At 53.1% G+C, this 16248-nt stretch carries 16 protein-coding genes; all 16 read left to right on the forward strand.

What is annotated here, in order from left to right:
* Positions 1-174 (forward strand): YlxR family protein (locus VF260_11755; GenBank protein ID HEX7057851.1); only part of this gene is annotated, 174 nt, incomplete at its 5' end.
* The gene (locus VF260_11760; GenBank protein ID HEX7057852.1) at positions 164-490 is read left to right on the forward strand and encodes a ribosomal L7Ae/L30e/S12e/Gadd45 family protein; all 327 of its coding nucleotides are present in this window, start codon (positions 164-166) and stop codon (positions 488-490) included. The genes VF260_11755 and VF260_11760, both read left to right, overlap by 11 nt.
* Positions 483-3176 (forward strand): translation initiation factor IF-2, encoded by a 2694-nt coding sequence (gene infB, locus VF260_11765; protein HEX7057853.1) that lies wholly within the window; start codon positions 483-485, stop codon positions 3174-3176. Before VF260_11760 ends, infB begins: the two co-directional genes overlap by 8 nt.
* Positions 3177-3183: 7 nt before the next feature.
* Positions 3184-3540 (forward strand): 30S ribosome-binding factor RbfA, encoded by a 357-nt coding sequence (rbfA, locus tag VF260_11770; GenBank protein ID HEX7057854.1) that lies wholly within the window; start codon positions 3184-3186, stop codon positions 3538-3540.
* Positions 3537-4541, forward strand: coding sequence for a bifunctional oligoribonuclease/PAP phosphatase NrnA (locus VF260_11775; GenBank protein ID HEX7057855.1), 1005 nt, complete (start codon positions 3537-3539; stop codon positions 4539-4541). The genes rbfA and VF260_11775 overlap by 4 nt, the downstream gene beginning before the upstream one ends.
* The gene (truB, locus tag VF260_11780) at positions 4538-5452 is read left to right on the forward strand and encodes a tRNA pseudouridine(55) synthase TruB (protein HEX7057856.1); all 915 of its coding nucleotides are present in this window, start codon (positions 4538-4540) and stop codon (positions 5450-5452) included. Before VF260_11775 ends, truB begins: the two co-directional genes overlap by 4 nt.
* Before the next feature lie 14 nt (positions 5453-5466).
* Complete coding sequence (locus tag VF260_11785; GenBank protein HEX7057857.1) at positions 5467-6417, forward strand: bifunctional riboflavin kinase/FAD synthetase; 951 nt, start codon at positions 5467-5469, stop codon at positions 6415-6417.
* Between the two features lie 164 nt (positions 6418-6581).
* Positions 6582-6851, forward strand: coding sequence for a 30S ribosomal protein S15 (rpsO, locus tag VF260_11790; protein ID HEX7057858.1), 270 nt, complete (start codon positions 6582-6584; stop codon positions 6849-6851).
* A gap of 189 nt (positions 6852-7040) precedes the next feature.
* Positions 7041-9131, forward strand: a complete 2091-nt coding sequence (gene pnp / locus VF260_11795; GenBank protein ID HEX7057859.1) for a polyribonucleotide nucleotidyltransferase — start codon at positions 7041-7043, stop codon at positions 9129-9131.
* Between the two features lie 131 nt (positions 9132-9262).
* The gene (locus VF260_11800) at positions 9263-10288 is read left to right on the forward strand and encodes a polysaccharide deacetylase family protein (GenBank protein ID HEX7057860.1); all 1026 of its coding nucleotides are present in this window, start codon (positions 9263-9265) and stop codon (positions 10286-10288) included.
* 38 nt (positions 10289-10326) lie between these two features.
* On the forward strand, positions 10327-11580 hold the full coding sequence (locus VF260_11805) for a pitrilysin family protein (protein HEX7057861.1): 1254 nt from the start codon (positions 10327-10329) through the stop codon (positions 11578-11580).
* Positions 11568-12014, forward strand: a complete 447-nt coding sequence (gene dut / locus VF260_11810) for a dUTP diphosphatase (GenBank protein ID HEX7057862.1) — start codon at positions 11568-11570, stop codon at positions 12012-12014. The genes VF260_11805 and dut overlap by 13 nt, the downstream gene beginning before the upstream one ends.
* A 533-nt stretch (positions 12015-12547) precedes the next feature.
* On the forward strand, positions 12548-13447 hold the full coding sequence (gene dpsA / locus VF260_11815) for a dipicolinate synthase subunit DpsA (GenBank protein ID HEX7057863.1): 900 nt from the start codon (positions 12548-12550) through the stop codon (positions 13445-13447).
* Complete coding sequence (locus VF260_11820) at positions 13444-14049, forward strand: dipicolinate synthase subunit B (GenBank protein HEX7057864.1); 606 nt, start codon at positions 13444-13446, stop codon at positions 14047-14049. Before dpsA ends, VF260_11820 begins: the two co-directional genes overlap by 4 nt.
* A gap of 47 nt (positions 14050-14096) precedes the next feature.
* Positions 14097-15143: an aspartate-semialdehyde dehydrogenase gene (locus VF260_11825; GenBank protein HEX7057865.1), complete on the forward strand. Its 1047-nt coding sequence runs from the start codon at positions 14097-14099 to the stop codon at positions 15141-15143.
* A gap of 100 nt (positions 15144-15243) precedes the next feature.
* Complete coding sequence (gene dapA, locus VF260_11830) at positions 15244-16113, forward strand: 4-hydroxy-tetrahydrodipicolinate synthase (protein ID HEX7057866.1); 870 nt, start codon at positions 15244-15246, stop codon at positions 16111-16113.
* Positions 16114-16248: the final 135 nt, after the last annotated feature.

The raw sequence follows: 16248 nt of genomic DNA on the forward strand, positions 1-16248 counted from the left end.
GGCAAGGTTTCCTGTTTCAAACTGGCGAAGAAAACCCGGGCGCTCGATAAAGCGTTGAAGCATAAAGTGGACGACCACATTTACGATCGTTTGGCGCAAGATTTCGTCCGGGTGGAAGACGATTTTCTCTCCGCGGCGGAGGCAGGCGGGCAGGAGGCGGAAAATGGATCGTAACGCGCGGTCCTATCTTGGATTGGCTTTGCGCGCCGGCATGCTGAAAAGCGGGGATGATACCGTCTACGACGCGATCAAAAACGGATCGGCAAAACTTGTGATCATCGCCAGCGATGCGTCGGCGAATGCGCTGAAAAAAGCAATGGACAAATGCCGGCATTACCGGATTCCGCTCGCTGAAGGCGGCACCCGGCAAGAACTGGGCGCGTGCCTGGGCAAAGCGGAGCGCGTAATCGTGGCCATTACCGATAGCGGATTCGCAAACTTGATCGGCAAGCGTCTGAATTTCCTTACGGAGGTGGATCATATTGAGTAAACAAGACAACAAGGATAAATTGCGGGTTTATGAATATGCCAAATCATTGAATATGAGCAGCAAGGAAATCATTACGATACTCAAGCGCCAAAATATATCCGTCAATAATCATATGAGCGTAATGGAACCGGAAATGATCAGCGCGGTGGAAAAGTTTTTTGTTGATGTGAAAACGAACGCTGCCGCTAAACGCGCCGCGCAGGAGTCCGCGTCCAAAGCGGCGCAGAGCGCGGCAAAACGGGAAGGGCAGCAACAGCAGGCGAGCCACGGGCAGCATACGCCCGCGCGGCATCGCGACGATAACCGGGAACAGCGCCGGAATGCCGGAAACCGCCGGAACAGACCAACCAAAACGGCGGCAACAATAACGCCGGCAAGCGCCGCTCCGGCGCAGCCCGCGCCGGAGACGCAAACAACCCAGCCCGCCTCAAAGAACGCGCATGTTCAGGAAAAACCCGGTGCGGCGGCAAGCGAAGCGTCAAAAGAGCAGCGGAACAATCAAATTGCAAACCGCAAAGACAGAACTTCCGGGTTTCGCCCGCGCCCGGACGGGCAAAGGCAGCATCAATCCGACGACGCGTACCGGCATAAAGATCACGGCCAAACGGACCAACGCAGCCAGAGGGGCAATTTTGGCCGCCGCCACGGCGGAAAGTCGCAGGATCGCCCGGGACAACATTTGGCTATTCCGCCTGCGCCCGTAACAGGGAAAGCCGACGGCAGGCAAAAGCAAGCGGCGGGCGGCAAGCCGCAGGCCGGGCAAAAGGCATTTGCCGGAGCGGATTTTGCCGGCAAGGCGAAAAACAACCGCAAGGCGAAAGCCGCGGATAAATGGTACGAAGACGGCAAAGGCGGGGCGTCCAAAGCCAACAGACAGTTCGGCAAAGGCAAAAACAAGGGGAACGATAAGCAACAACGGGATAAAGTCGATACGGCGCCGAAAAAAATCATTGTCCGCGGCACGATGACCGTTGGAGAATTGGCGAGCGCTTTGCACAGGGAAGCTTCGGAGATTATCAAAAAGCTGTTGTTCCTGGGCGTGATGGCGACGATCAATCAGGAAATTGATCTGGATACAATCCAATTGATTGCCGATGAATTCAACGTGGAAGTCGAGATCAAACTGCCTGTCGAAGAAGACAACTTCGAGACGGTGGAAGAGACGGATGATCCGGCGGATCTGGAAGAACGTCCGCCAGTTGTTACGATTATGGGCCATGTCGACCACGGCAAAACAACCCTATTGGATGCGATTCGCCATACGCGGGTAACCGAAGGGGAAGCGGGCGGCATTACCCAGCACATCGGCGCTTATCAAGTGGAGATAAACGGCAAACGCATCACGTTTCTCGACACTCCCGGCCACGAAGCGTTTACGACCATGCGCGCAAGAGGAGCGCAGGTTACCGATATTACGGTGCTTGTCGTCGCCGCCGACGACGGCGTGATGCCGCAAACGGTGGAAGCGATCAACCACGCCAAGGCGGCCAATGTTCCGATTATCGTGGCCGTCAACAAAATTGACAAGCCGGGCGCAAATCCCGACCGCATCAAACAAGAACTGACCGAACACGGGCTTGTTCCGGAAGAATGGGGCGGCGATACGATTTTTGTCAACATTTCCGCAAAACAAAAAATCGGGCTGGATTCTCTTCTGGAAATGATCTTGCTCGTTGCGGAAGTACAGGAATTTAAGGCCAATCCCAACAAGCGCGCCCGCGGCACCGTGATCGAAGCGGAGCTTGACAAAGGGCGCGGCCCGGTGGCGCGCGTATTGGTGCAGCACGGCACGCTCAAAATCGGCGACGCCTTTGTTGCCGGCGTCTGTTTCGGGCGCGTCCGCGCCATGGTCAACGATAAAGGACGCAGGGTGAAAGAAGCGGGGCCGTCCATGCCGGTTGAACTCACCGGCCTGACGGAAGTGCCGCAAGCCGGCGATCCGTTCATGGTCTTCGAGGACGAGCGCAAGGCGCGCGCGATCGCCGAAAGAAGGGCCAGCAAGCATCGGTTGAGCGAGCTTCGTTCCAACAAGCGCGTCACCCTGGATGATCTTTATACGCATATTAAAGAAGGCGAAATGAAGGAACTGAACATTATTATCAAGGCGGATGTGCAGGGTTCGGCGGAAGCGCTGAAAGGCTCGCTGGAAAAAATCAATGTCGAAGGCGTGCGCGTGAACATCATCCATTCCGGCGTAGGCGCGATCACCGAATCAGATATTATTCTGGCGTCCGCGTCGAATGCGATTATTATCGGTTTCAACGTAAGGCCCGAACCCGCGGCCAAAGTAACCGCCGAGCACGAACATGTCGATATTCGCCTGCACCGGATCATTTACAATGTAATCGACGAAATCGAATCGGCAATGAAAGGCATGCTCGATCCGGAATACAAGGAAAACATTATTGGGCATGCGGAAGTGCGCAATGTATTCAAAATCAGCCGGATCGGCACCATTGCCGGATGCATGGTCACATCGGGCAAAATCACCCGGAATGCCGAAGCGCGCTTGATCCGCGACGGCGTAGTCATTTACGAAGGGAATGTCGAATCGCTTAAACGGTTCAAGGATGACGCCAGAGAAGTGGCGCAGGGATACGAATGCGGTATTTCTCTCACCGATTACAACGATATTAAAGAAGGAGACATCATCGAGGCATTCGTGATGGAAACTGTTGAGAGGTGAGCGGGATATGGTCAAGTTTCGAACGGGCAGAGTAGGCGAACAAATCAAAAAAGAAATCAGCCGGATTTTGCAAACGGAATTCAAGGACCCGCGGATTGGATTTGTTACGGTTACCGGCGTGGAAGTAACGAACGATCTGTCGCAAGCAACCGTCTATTTGAGCGTTTTGGGATCGCCGGAACAAAAAGAAGAATCGCTTCGCGCCTTGTCCAAAGGCATGGGGTTTCTCCGCTCGGAAGTCGGCAAGCGCGTCCGGTTGCGGCATACCCCGGAGCTTATGTTCAAGTTTGACACATCCATTGAATACGGCAGCAAAATCGACCATCTCCTGAAGCAGATTCAAAATGAGGAGCACGGCAAATGAGTGTTAGCGCGGCGAATCGCAAACCGAATCATGAACAGCCGTTTTTGGCGGCAAAACAATTCATTCTGGATCATGACGATTTTCTCGTAGTTTCGCATGTGCAGCCGGACGGTGACGCCGCCAGTTCCACATGCGCGATGGGCTGGATGCTGCACAAGTTGGGCAAACGCTTTGTGATGATGAACGAAGAAAAGCTGCCGGAAAAGTTCCTTTATCTGTGGGGAAGCAGTGAAGTCGCAAGCTTTCAGCCGAATTTGGCAAACCGCAAATTCGCTTGTGTCATTACGGTTGACTGTGCCGATAAAGCGCGGGTTGGGCGGGTTTCGGAACTGTTTGCCAAGGACGCGAAAATTTTGAATATCGATCACCATGCCACCAACGATCGCTTTGGCGATATCGCTGCCGTTTTGCCGGAAGCGGCGGCGACCGCGGAAATTTTGCATGACTTTGCCAAGCTTTTTTCGTTCACCTGGGACAAAAGCTTCGCCGAATGCATCTACACCGGCATTTTGACCGATACCGGCGGTTTTCGATATTCCAACACATCGCCCAAAGTGATGGAAATGGCGGCAGCGCTGTTGTCGTATGGCGTAAAAGGCCACGAATTGGCCGAGCGCTTGCTGGAAAAACTGACGATGCCGCATATCCGCCTTTTGCGCTGTGCCTTGAACAGCTTGCAATTTTATGCCGGAGGACGAATCGGGGCGATTCAGATTTCGCTTGCCGACTTGACCGAGTCGCAAGCGAAGCAGGAAGATTTTGAAGGAATCGTCAACTATCCCGTGCGCATCGACGGCGTCGATATCGGCCTTCTGTTCCGCGAAACGGCGGACGGAAAAGTGAAAGTGTCGTTTCGTTCGACCGCCAACGCCGATGTGGCGGAAATCGCCCAACAGTTTGGCGGCGGCGGCCATGCGCGGGCGGCCGGCGCGACGGTCATGCTGCCGCTTGCGGAAGCCGTGCGGCAAGTCGTCGCCGTTGCCGAAAGGGTGCTTGCATGAAACAGGGCATTGAAGGAGTCATTCCGGTGTGGAAGCCTTCCGGATGGACGTCGCATGACGTCGTGGCGAAGGCGAGGCGCATTTTACGGCAAAAAAAAATCGGGCACACGGGCACACTGGATCCGCAAGCGACCGGTGTGCTTCCGTTATGCGTCGGGCGGGCAACCCGATTCGTCGAATATTTGCAGGAACTCCCGAAGGAATACCGCGCAAAGCTGATTATCGGCTATGCCACCGATACGGAAGACATAACGGGCAACGTAATCGAACAGGCGGAGTCCGTGCAATTGTCGGCCGCGCAAATCGAACAGGCGTTACGGTCGTTTCACGGAACGATTCGGCAAGTGCCGCCGATGTATTCGGCGCTTAAAATAAACGGGAAGAAGCTGTATGAACTTGCCCGCGAAGGAAAAACAGTTGAACGAAAACCGCGCCTGGTTGAAATATACCGGATTGACATGGTTGAGATGGATTTGCAAAGGCGTTATCCGGAAATCACGTTTGCCGTAACCTGTTCGAAAGGCACCTACATCCGCACGCTTTGCAAAGATATCGGACAAGCGCTTGGATATCCGGCCGTTATGGCCGATCTGGTGCGCACCATGACAGCGAATTTTCGCTCCGAACAATGTGTAACGCTCGGTCGTTTGGCTGAACTTGCCGAGGCGGGAGCGGCGCAAACGATTACGGTTCCGCCGGATCAGGCGATTGGCCATATGCCGGCCGTTATGGTTAGGCAAACGCACGCCGCAAAAGCGTTGTCCGGGCAAAAGATATCGTTTTCCGCATGTTCCAAAGTGCCGAACGGCAGCGTACTCGTTCGTCTTTATGACGAAGCGAACACGTTTCTCGGCGTATTCCAAACGAGTCCGGGCGATTCTTGCATGCAACCGGTAAAAGTTTTTCAGTAAAAGCAGGTGTCGACATGAACGTAATCCGTTTTCAATACCCGTTTTCCCCCGAACAATTGGATATTCCCGCAACAGGCCAAGTGCTGGCGGTCGGTTTTTTCGACGGCGTGCATCGCGGCCATCAAAAATTGTTGCGCGATAGCGTTCACCTGGCGAAAGCCAAAGGAATTCCCGCATCCGTGCTCACGTTTGATCCGCATCCGCGGGAAGTATTGCGAACTGTCGCCAATGCCAAATACATAACCCCGCTTGCCGAAAAATTGCGCTGTTTTCGTGAACTTAAGCTGGATCGGACGTATATCCTCGCGTTTGACCGGGGATTGTCCCAGCTTGCGCCGCGCGCATTCATCGATAAGGTGATCATTCCCTTGCGCGCGAGCCACCTTGTTGTCGGGTTCAATTTTACGTTCGGCCATCTGGGGCGCGGCACGGCCGAAACGTTGCGGGAAGAGGCGGAAGGCCGCTATCAGGTTAACGTCGTCAGGCCGTTTCACGTGGACGGGGATCGCGTCAGCAGCACGCTGATTCGCGAACTGATGCACGAAGGCAGCATTGCCCGCGTCAATGAATTGCTGGGACGCCCTTACCGGATTGTTGGGCGAGTGGTTGCCGGCGAGGGGCGCGGCCGCACGTTGGGAATCCCGACAGCCAATTTGCGGCCGACCGATCCGTATTTCATTCCCGCCCGCGGCGTCTATGCCGTGCGCGCCATGCACGGGGACAAGCGTTACGAAGGCGTGATGAATATTGGCGTCAAGCCGACTTTTCATGATACGGAAGCGCAGGCTTTGGAAGTGCATTTGCTTGATTTTTCCGGCGATTTATACGGCGAGGAACTTAAGGTCGAAATCATCGACCGTTTGCGTTCCGAACGAAAGTTTGCTTCCGCCGAAGCGTTGGTCAAGCAAATCCATGAGGATATCATAAACGCCAGAAGCGCTTTGGAGCGCCCGAATTCGTATTAACTGCGGCGGAAACCGCAAAAAATGTTGTTTCAATATGGACACTATGATATACTATTTCTCGTTGCCGATCGACATTTCGGCGTTTAGCCGCGGCTTGGAATGCCGATAACTCCAACGGATTCTCGGCTGCAGGCGGTCCATTCGAATTTAAGGAGGTGAACGGGATGGCAATTTCGCAGGAACGCAAACAAGAGTTGATACAAACTTACAAGACGCACGAAACGGACACGGGGTCCCCGGAGGTGCAAATCGCTATCCTGACCGAGAGCATTGAAAAACTGACGGAACATCTGCGCTTGCACAAAAAAGACCATCACTCCCGTCGCGGGTTGTTGAAAATGGTCGGTCAGCGCCGCAAACTGTTGACGTATTTGAAAAACAAAGATGTGAACCGGTACAGTTCTTTGATCGAAAAGCTTGGCTTGAGGAGATAACGGTTTTCCGCCAGCAACCAGGTTGTCGGGCCCTTGACGAAAACGGGCCTGAAACATGGTTGCTTTTTATCATTGAAGCGATGGAGCAGGAAATACTATACGCAATGCCGAAAAAGTTTTGCGTAGGAAGTTTCGCAAATCGATTGCAGACGATGCAGCTTCCTGACGGAAGCATTTAGGAGGGAGTACATATTGGATAAAGTGGAAATGAACCTGGCCGGCAGGCCGTTGATTTTGGAAACGGGCCGGTTGGCCAAACAGGCGAACGCGGCAGTGACGGTGCGCTATGGCGACACTGTCGTGCTTTGTACGGTCACGGCTTCGCCGGAGCCGAAAGATCTGGACTTTTTTCCGTTGACGGTCAACTATGAAGAACGGCTGTACGCGGTCGGGAAAATTCCGGGAGGCTTCATCAAACGTGAAGGAAGGCCAAGTCAGAAAGCCATTCTGGCCAGCCGCCTGACAGACAGACCGATTCGTCCGCTCTTTCCGGATGGATTCCGCAACGACGTGCAAATTGTCGATCTCGTGCTGAGCGTGGATCAGGATTGCTCGCCGGAAATTGCCGCGATGATTGGCACATCGGCGGCGCTCAGCATTTCCGATATACCGTTTAAAGGGCCGATCGGCGGCGTCATTGTCGGCCGGGTTGACGGGCAATTCGTCATCAATCCGACGGTGGAACAGGCAAAGGTGAGCGATATTTTCGCTGTTGTCGCCGGAACGAAAGATGCCGTGATGATGGTTGAAGCCGAAGCCAACGAAGTGCCGGAAGATGTCATGCTGGAAGCGATCATGTTCGGGCATGAGGAAGTCAAGAAAATTGTCGCAATGCAGGAAGAACTGGTGGCAATCGCGGGCAAACCGAAAATGGAAGTAAAACTGCATGAGATAAACCCCGAGATAAACCGGACAGTGCGCGAATTTGCCAAGGACCGGCTTATCGCGGCCATCCGCATACCGGAAAAGCAAGCAAGGCAAGATGCGATTGACGCCATCAACGCGGAGGCGATCGAGCATTTTACGGAAACATATCCGGAAGAGCTCGCTGATGTAAAAGAAGTGCTGCATGATATCGTGAAAGAAGAAGTGCGCCGCTTGATCACCCACGAAAAAATCCGCCCGGACGGCAGAGCGTTGACGGAAATTCGCCCGATCGAATGCGATGTCAGCCTGCTGCCGCGCACACATGGTTCCGGCCTGTTTACGCGCGGACAAACCCAGGCTTTAAGCGTTTGCACGTTGGGGGCGCTCGGTGATGTGCAAATTTTGGACGGACTGGATTTGGAAGAATCAAAACGGTTTATGCACCACTACAATTTCCCGCCGTTTTCCGTCGGCGAAGCAAGGCCGCTGCGCGCTCCGGGCCGCCGCGAGATCGGTCACGGCGCATTGGGCGAACGGGCGCTGGAGAAAGTGATTCCGCCGGAATCGGAATTTCCTTACACCATTCGGCTTGTTTCCGAAGTGTTGGAATCGAACGGCTCCACCTCGCAAGCGAGCATTTGCGCCAGCACGATGGCCTTGATGGATGCGGGCGTGCCGATTAAAGCGCCGGTAGCAGGCATCGCGATGGGACTGATCAAAGACGGCGAACATTTTTCCATCCTGACCGACATTCAGGGCATGGAAGACCATCTGGGCGATATGGACTTTAAAGTCGCCGGAACCGCCGCGGGCGTCACCGCGATTCAGATGGACATCAAAATCGACGGCATCAACCGTGAAATACTCAAGCAAGCGTTGCAGCAGGCGCACGAAGGCAGAATGTTCATTTTGCAAAAAATGCTGCAGTGCATCGACAAGCCGCGGGCGAATTTGTCGCCGTATGCGCCCAAAATCATCACAATCCAGATTAACCCTGATAAAATCCGTGAAGTGATCGGTCCGGGAGGAAAGGTCATCAACAAGATCATTGACGATACCGGCGTAAAAATCGATATCGAACAGGACGGTCGCGTATTCATCGCATCTCCGGACAGCGAGAAAAACGAAAAAGCGCGCAAGCTGATCGAGAATATCGTGCGCGAGGTCGTTGTCGGCGAAACGTATCTCGGAACGGTCAAACGGATTGAAAAATTCGGCGCCTTTGTCGAGATCCTGCCCGGCAAAGAAGGTCTGGTCCATATTTCGCAAATCTCGCCGGAGCGCATTGCCAAAGTCGAGGACGTTTTATCGCTTGGCGATACGATCACGGTTAAGGTGACGGAAATCGATGCGCAGGGCCGTGTGAACTTGTCGCGCAAGGCCGTGTTAGCGGCGCAAAATCGCAGCAATTGAAAAATTGCCAGGAAAATCGCATCTTTGCACGCAAAAGAGCCAGAGTTCGTTCTGTCTCTTTTTTCATTGTTCTAACGGGTGCGGCAATTTCATACATATGAGGACAAACCGCCTGCGGAGGGACGAGGCGAATGCCGCTCAAAAAACTTGCCGTGTACACTTTGGGCACGATCTTTCTTGTTTGGTTGTTTGCCCAGATCGGGTCGGTGAACGCGTTTATCAAGACAGTCAAAATGCTGGCGTACCGCGAGCAGGGGGAGCTTTTGCGATACGGCGGCGCATCCGGGACAGCGCCGATTACGAAAAAACAAAAAGAGGAGTTGTACAACCGGATTGAACAGGCGGCGAAAGCGCACAGGCAAGCCCCGATCAACGCCAAAATCGACCGCGTATGGAAGGCGATACCCGGCCTTAACGGGCGCGAGGTGGATGTTGAAAAAACGTATAAGCTTGCGCTTGACCGCGGGGAAACGGAGCCGATTTCGTTTGTGTACCGGGAAATTCCGCCGCGGATTAGCCTTGACGATCTGCCGCCCAACCCGATTTACCGGGGAAATCCGCATAAGCCGATGGTCGCCCTTATGGTCAATGTCGCTTGGGGCAACGAATATATTGCGCCGCTGCTTAGAACGCTTGCGGATGCGAACGTGCGCGCCACTTTTTTTCTCGACGGAACCTGGTTATCGAAAAACGAAAGAACCGCCCGGGAAATGTTGCGGCAAGGGCATGAATTGTCCAATCACGGCTATTCGCATAAAAATATGAGCAAGCTTGCGGCTGCGCAAGCGGAATATGAAATTGTGCGGACGGAACAATTGCTGAGCGGTCTGGGCGTAAAAAATGCGCTGTTCGCCCCGCCATCCGGCGATTTCTCGGCGGAAACGGTGCAACTCGCCGCCAAACACGGGTTGAAGACAATCTTGTGGACGCTTGATACGGTCGACTGGAAAAACCCCGCGCCGGAAACGATCATTCGCAAAATTACGCGCGGGCTGGAGCCCGGTTCGCTAATCTTGCTGCACCCGACCGCCGCGTCGGCCAAAGCGCTGCCTGAACTGATCCAAAACATCAAAAACAAAGGCTTGGTAATCGGCACGGTCAGCGATCTGATTTCGCCGCGGCGCGTGCCCGAAGTTGAGGCGCCAATCGATTTTTGATAGTATGGTAATGATATACGCAGATTAGGGGGACGCCTGTGGAAAAGACAGTATTGTCTAATGGGCTTCGCATCGTGTACGAGAAAATTCCCGGGGCGCGCTCCGTATCATTCGGCATTTGGGTAAAAAACGGTTCGCGAAATGAAACGCTTAAAAACAACGGGATCTCGCATTTTATCGAACATATGTTGTTTAAAGGCACGCCGCGGCGCAGTGCGGCTGAAATCGCCGAAATATTCGACCGTTTGGGCGGCAATGTAAATGCCTTTACCGCCAAAGAATATACGTGTTACTACGCAAAAGTGCTGGATGAGCATCTGCCGATCGCGGTGGATGTTCTTGCCGACATGTTTTTTCATTCCGAGTTTGCCGAAAGCGAAATTGAAAAAGAGAAAAACGTCATCATCGAAGAGATTTCCATGTATGAGGATACGCCGGATGATTTGGTGCACGATCTTGCCGCCAAAGCGGCTTACGGCGCCCATCCGCTCGGATTTTCCATCCTCGGGAGCGCGGAAAATCTGCATGCGTTTCGGCCGGAGGATTTATTTTCCTACATGCGGAACACTTACACGGTAGACAACACGGTTATCAGCATGGCCGGCAATGTCGACAAGGAGACGCTTCAGCTCATGAATCGGCATTTCGGCGACTTTATGCGGCGCGGCACGAGCGAACATACGGTATCTCCCGAATATCGCGGAGATTATATCGCGTATGCGAAAAAGACGGAGCAAAATCATTTGTGCCTGTCATTGCCCGGCTGTTCGGCGGACGATCCGCTGCTGTATGCCATGATCTTGCTTAACAACGCCGTCGGCGGCGGCATGAGTTCGCGGTTGTTTCAGGAAATACGCGAGAAGCGCGGTCTGGCATATTCGATTTATTCGTATCATTCGTCGTTTGTCGACAGCGGCCTGTTTACCATTTATGCGGGAACGGCTCCCAGGCAAACGGAGGAAGTATTAAAGCTTGTGCTTGCCGTCATGGATGAAATCCGCGCCCACGGGCTCACCGAAAAGGAATTGGCGCAGGGCAAGGAGCAAATGAAAGGCAGTTTGATTTTAGGCCTGGAAAGCGCCTCCAGCCGGATGAACCGACTGGGCAAAAACGAACTGCTGCTTGGCGAGCATATGACATTGGATGAACTGATCACGAAAATTCAGGGCGTTACAATGGATGATATCAGGCAACTGATCGACCGTCTGTTTGCCGATCCGTATTCCGCATCGATTGTCGGCGAGACGGGAGCAGCGGCGGAAAAATGGAGGAGATTGATATGTCGTACCTAGTCCAATTAAAGCGGCTTCCCGGCAATGAAGATATACATGCGCCGGCGCGCATGTCGGAAGGCGCAAGCGGTTATGATTTGTACGCGGCTGTGGCGGAGCCGGTTGTCATCGGGCCGGGGGAGCGGGCGCTGATCCCGACCGGTTATGCAATTGCCATGCCGCCGGGCCTTGAGGCGCAAATTCGTCCGCGCAGCGGACTGGCGCTGAAGAACGGCATTTCCATGGTCAATGCGCCGGGAACGATCGACGCCGACTACCGCGGCGAAATTAAAGTGATCGTAATTAACCACGGCAATGAGCCGTTTACGGTAAAACGCAATGAGCGGATCGCGCAAATGGTTTTCCAGGTCGTCCCGCAAGTCGATCTTTGTCCGGTTGACGAATTGGATGAGACAGCACGAGGCGCCGGGGGATTCGGCCATACCGGGAAATAAATGGCGCAAATTACCCATGCACACCGCTAAATGGGTGGATTACCTCCCTGCGCAACGCAGCGTTGCCCTCGCCACCCAGCGCTAACGGACGCTGCAGAGGCTATTTGCCGTAAAAAGGCTGATTCGAAATTTTAACGTACGCCACAGCGGCTATTTGTCGTTTCCGTGCCCGAATATCAGGAAACATGCCAGAATAGGCTCTGTCACGACCGTTAGAATAATAAAGCGGGCCATTTGCGCAATATAAGCTCTCCTACGTCCGTTAAAATATTGGGGCCGGCAAACAAAATGAGATTCCAGGCAAAAAAGGCCGCCAGCCGACAATCCGACCGGGTTTTTGTTGGCAAACTGTGCCATACTTAAATTTCGCCTCCCCATTTGGGGCGGCCTTTTTTTATGTAAACGAAACTTCCCGACATTGCTCACCACCAAATAGGCGACGGCATAAGTTATACTAAAAAGCGGCCTTGGGGAAATGAGGGACGCTCGCTGGTCCAACTGTTGAAACGGTGTTGGGAAGGAGGTTTTCCTGCATGTTGACCGGCACGCAAATTGCCATTGTTGGCGGTGACGCAAGGCAAATCGAAGTGATCAACAAATTTTCCGATATGGATGCCAATGTGCTGTTGATGGGGTTTGACGATTTGCAGATCAACATGGGCGGCGTACGCAAAGTAGAAATGTCGCCGGCTCATTTTGCCTCCCTCGATGCTGTCGTCCTGCCTGCCGTTGGCTCGGATGATACGGGGATCGTAAGCACCATTTTTTCATCCGAAACACTGAAAATCACGGAATCCCACATTGCCAGCCTCCCCGGACATGCCAAAATTTATACCGGATTGGCGAAGCCTTATCTTCGGCAAATTTGCGAAAAAGAAAATGTCGATCTTGTCGAATTGTTCGAGCAAGATGATGTGGCCATATACAATTCCATTCCGACCGCCGAAGGCGCTATAATGATGGCCATTCAAAATACGGATATCACGATCCACGGAGCAGTGAGCATGGTGCTGGGATTGGGCAGAACAGGCATGACGCTATCGCGCCTTTTGCAGGGAATGGGCGCAAAGGTGAAGGTTGGGGTGCGCCGCAAAGAGCATTTTGCACGGGCAATGGAAATGGGCTTCAAGCCGTTTTTCCTGCAAGACTTGGGGAAAGAAGCAGCCGAAATTGACTTGCTTTTTAATACAATTCCTACTATGATAGTCACATCACAGGTTATTGCCAACATCCCTCATCAGGCGCTCATTATCGATCTGGCTTCCAAGCCGGGAGGCACGGATTTTCGTTATGCGGAAAAAAGAGGCATTAAAGCTCTTTTGGCTCCCAGCTTGCCCGGAATCGTCGCACCCAAAACGGCGGGGCGCATCATTGCCAACGTGTTGTTTGACATGATCTTGGAAGATTCCAGGAAGCGGAGGGATGAGCAATGAGCTGGAACGGGACGACGGTAGGTTTTGCTCTATCCGGATCACATTGCACGTTTGCGGAAGTGATGCCCCAAATCAAGCGGTTTGTGGAATCGGGCGCCAATGTGGTACCAATTGCTTCATATACACTTATGACTACGGATACTAGATTCGGGAAATCGGAAGATTGGCAAAAACAGTTGAAAGAAATAACGGGTAATGATATTATTTCTTCAATTGTTGATGCGGAGCCGCTTGGTCCTAAAAAACTGCTCGATGTGCTGGTCATTGCGCCGTGCACGGGCAATACGACGAGCCGGTTGGCCAACGCGATTACCGATACCCCGGTGCTGATGGCGGCTAAAGCGCAAATGCGCAACCAGCGGCCTGTGGTGCTGGCGATTTCTACAAATGACGGATTGGGGCTTAATGCCGCCAACATCGCCAAATTATTGGTGGCAAAATATATTTATTTCGTGCCGTTTGGGCAGGACGCACCCGACAAAAAACCGAATTCGCTCGTAGCCAGAATGGATTTGATCGTCGAAACCTGTGCGGAGGCGTTGTCCGGGAGACAACTTCAGCCGATGATCATCGAACGGTTTCGCTACAATTCGGCGGTGTGACTGTTTTTTAGCGACGCATTCATTATTTTTAAGAGGAGTAGGGGCATATGTCGACGCAAAAATTGGTAAACGTTGCTGTGGTGGGCGCTACTGGTGCTGTTGGGCAACAAATTTTAAAATTGTTGGAAGAGCGGAATTTTCCGCTTAAAAATTTGAAACTGTTGGCCTCAGCCAATTCCGCCGGAAAAAAAGTCGCATTCAAAGGACAGCAACTAACGGTGGAAGAAGCTACTCCGGAAAGTTTCGCAGGTGTCGAGATCGCGCTGTTCAGCGCCGGCGGAGACAGAAGCAAATGGCTGGTGCCGCATGCCGTTGCCGCGGGCGCCGTATGCATCGACAATACAAGCGCGTTTCGGATGGATCCGGAAACTCCGCTCGTGGTCCCGGAAGTAAACCCGGAAAAAATCAAGGAGCATAAAGGAGTTATCGCCAACCCGAACTGTTCCACGATTCAGATGGTCGCCGCGTTGAAGCCGCTGTATGACCGCTACGGCTTTAAACGCGTCATTGTTTCAACTTATCAGGCCGTATCCGGCGCCGGGGCCAAGGCGATCGCCGAAACGCTTGCGCAATCGCGCCGGGTTTTGGACGAAAAACCCGCCGATCCGCAAATTTTGCCGGTTTCATCTTTGCCGGTAAAACACCAAATCGCGTTCAACGCGATTCCGCAAATTGACAAGTTTCAGGACAACGGCTTTACGTTTGAAGAAATGAAAATGGTGAACGAGACGAAAAAAATCATCGGCGACGAAAACATTGAAGTTACCGCAACGTGCGTGCGCATTCCGGTTCTGTACGGCCATTCCGAATCGGTGTATGTCGAGTTGAACGATGAATTTGATCTCGAAGAGGTAAGATCATTATTGGCGAATGCGCCCGGCGTCGTTGTCATCGATGATCCCGCCAGCCAGCAGTATCCGCTGGCTACAGACGCGGCAGGCAAGTTGGAAGTGTTTGTCGGCCGGCTGCGGAAAGATTTGTTCAATCCGAAGGCGCTCAATATGTGGATTGTTTCGGATAACCTGTTGAAAGGCGCGGCTTGGAACGCTGTGCAAATCGCCGAATATATCGTCGCCGGCAAAGCCGCATCGTAACAGGTTCTTTTCGGAGCGAAAGCACGTGCGCAATATAGCTGCGCAATCGCTTGCGAAGCCGGATTGTCTTGCAACACGTTGAAGTCTGGGGGGCATATAAATGAGTTATGGAAAAATTGTAACGGCCATGGTTACGCCTTTTGACGGGCAATTGCGGATTAACTGGGATGAAACCGGCAGATTGGTTGATTATTTGATTGCCGAACAAGGCACCGACAGCATCGTCGTATCCGGTACAACCGGGGAGTCGCCGACTTTAACCGACGAAGAAAAGCTCGAACTGTTTCGGTTTGTGGTGAAACGCGCTGCCGGACGCTGCAAAATTATCGCGGGAACTGGCAGCAATAATACGGCGCATTCCATCCATTTGACACGGGAAGCGGAAAAGTGCGGCGTCGATGCGGCGTTGTTGGTTGCGCCTTATTACAACAAGCCTGATCAGGAAGGCCTATACCGCCATTTCAAAGCGATTGCGGAAAAAACTTCGTTGCCGATAATGCTGTACAACATTCCCGGACGCAGCATCGTGCAAATTCATACGGAAACCATTTTGCGTCTTGCGGAAATTGAAAACATCGTGGCGATCAAAGAATGCGGCCCGTTGGACCATATTGCCGAACTTTACGGCAAAGCGCCGGAACATTTCCTCATTTACAGCGGCGACGATTCCGCCCTGCTTCCCGTTTTGTCCATTGGCGGAGTGGGAATTGTAAGCGTTGCTAGCCATGTGATCGGGCGCCGGATGCGCGTCATGATCGAGGCGTTTTTCGCGGGCGATTACACGAAAGCGGCGAAACTGCATGCGGAATTGCTGCCGATTTTCAAAGGATTGTTTGTGACGCCAAGTCCGGGGCCTGTCAAAGCCGCCTTGAAACTGCACGGGATTGAGGCCGGGGAAGTGCGTCTGCCCTTGGTGATGCCGAACGAAGACAAATTGCGGCAGATCGCGGCTTTGTTTCACCGGCCATAACAAACGAATTTGTTGGATGTCTGCTCAATTCCGATCGATGCCGACCCCCCGGCATCGGTTTTATTGTGTGTGGGCAAAATATGCCTGAACATCCCGCGACTTGTGCGACAATCGGCTGATCATGTATAATGGATT

The sequence above is a fragment of the Bacilli bacterium genome (assembly GCA_036381315.1).
Lineage (GTDB): Bacteria > Bacillota > Bacilli > Paenibacillales > KCTC-25726 > DASVDB01.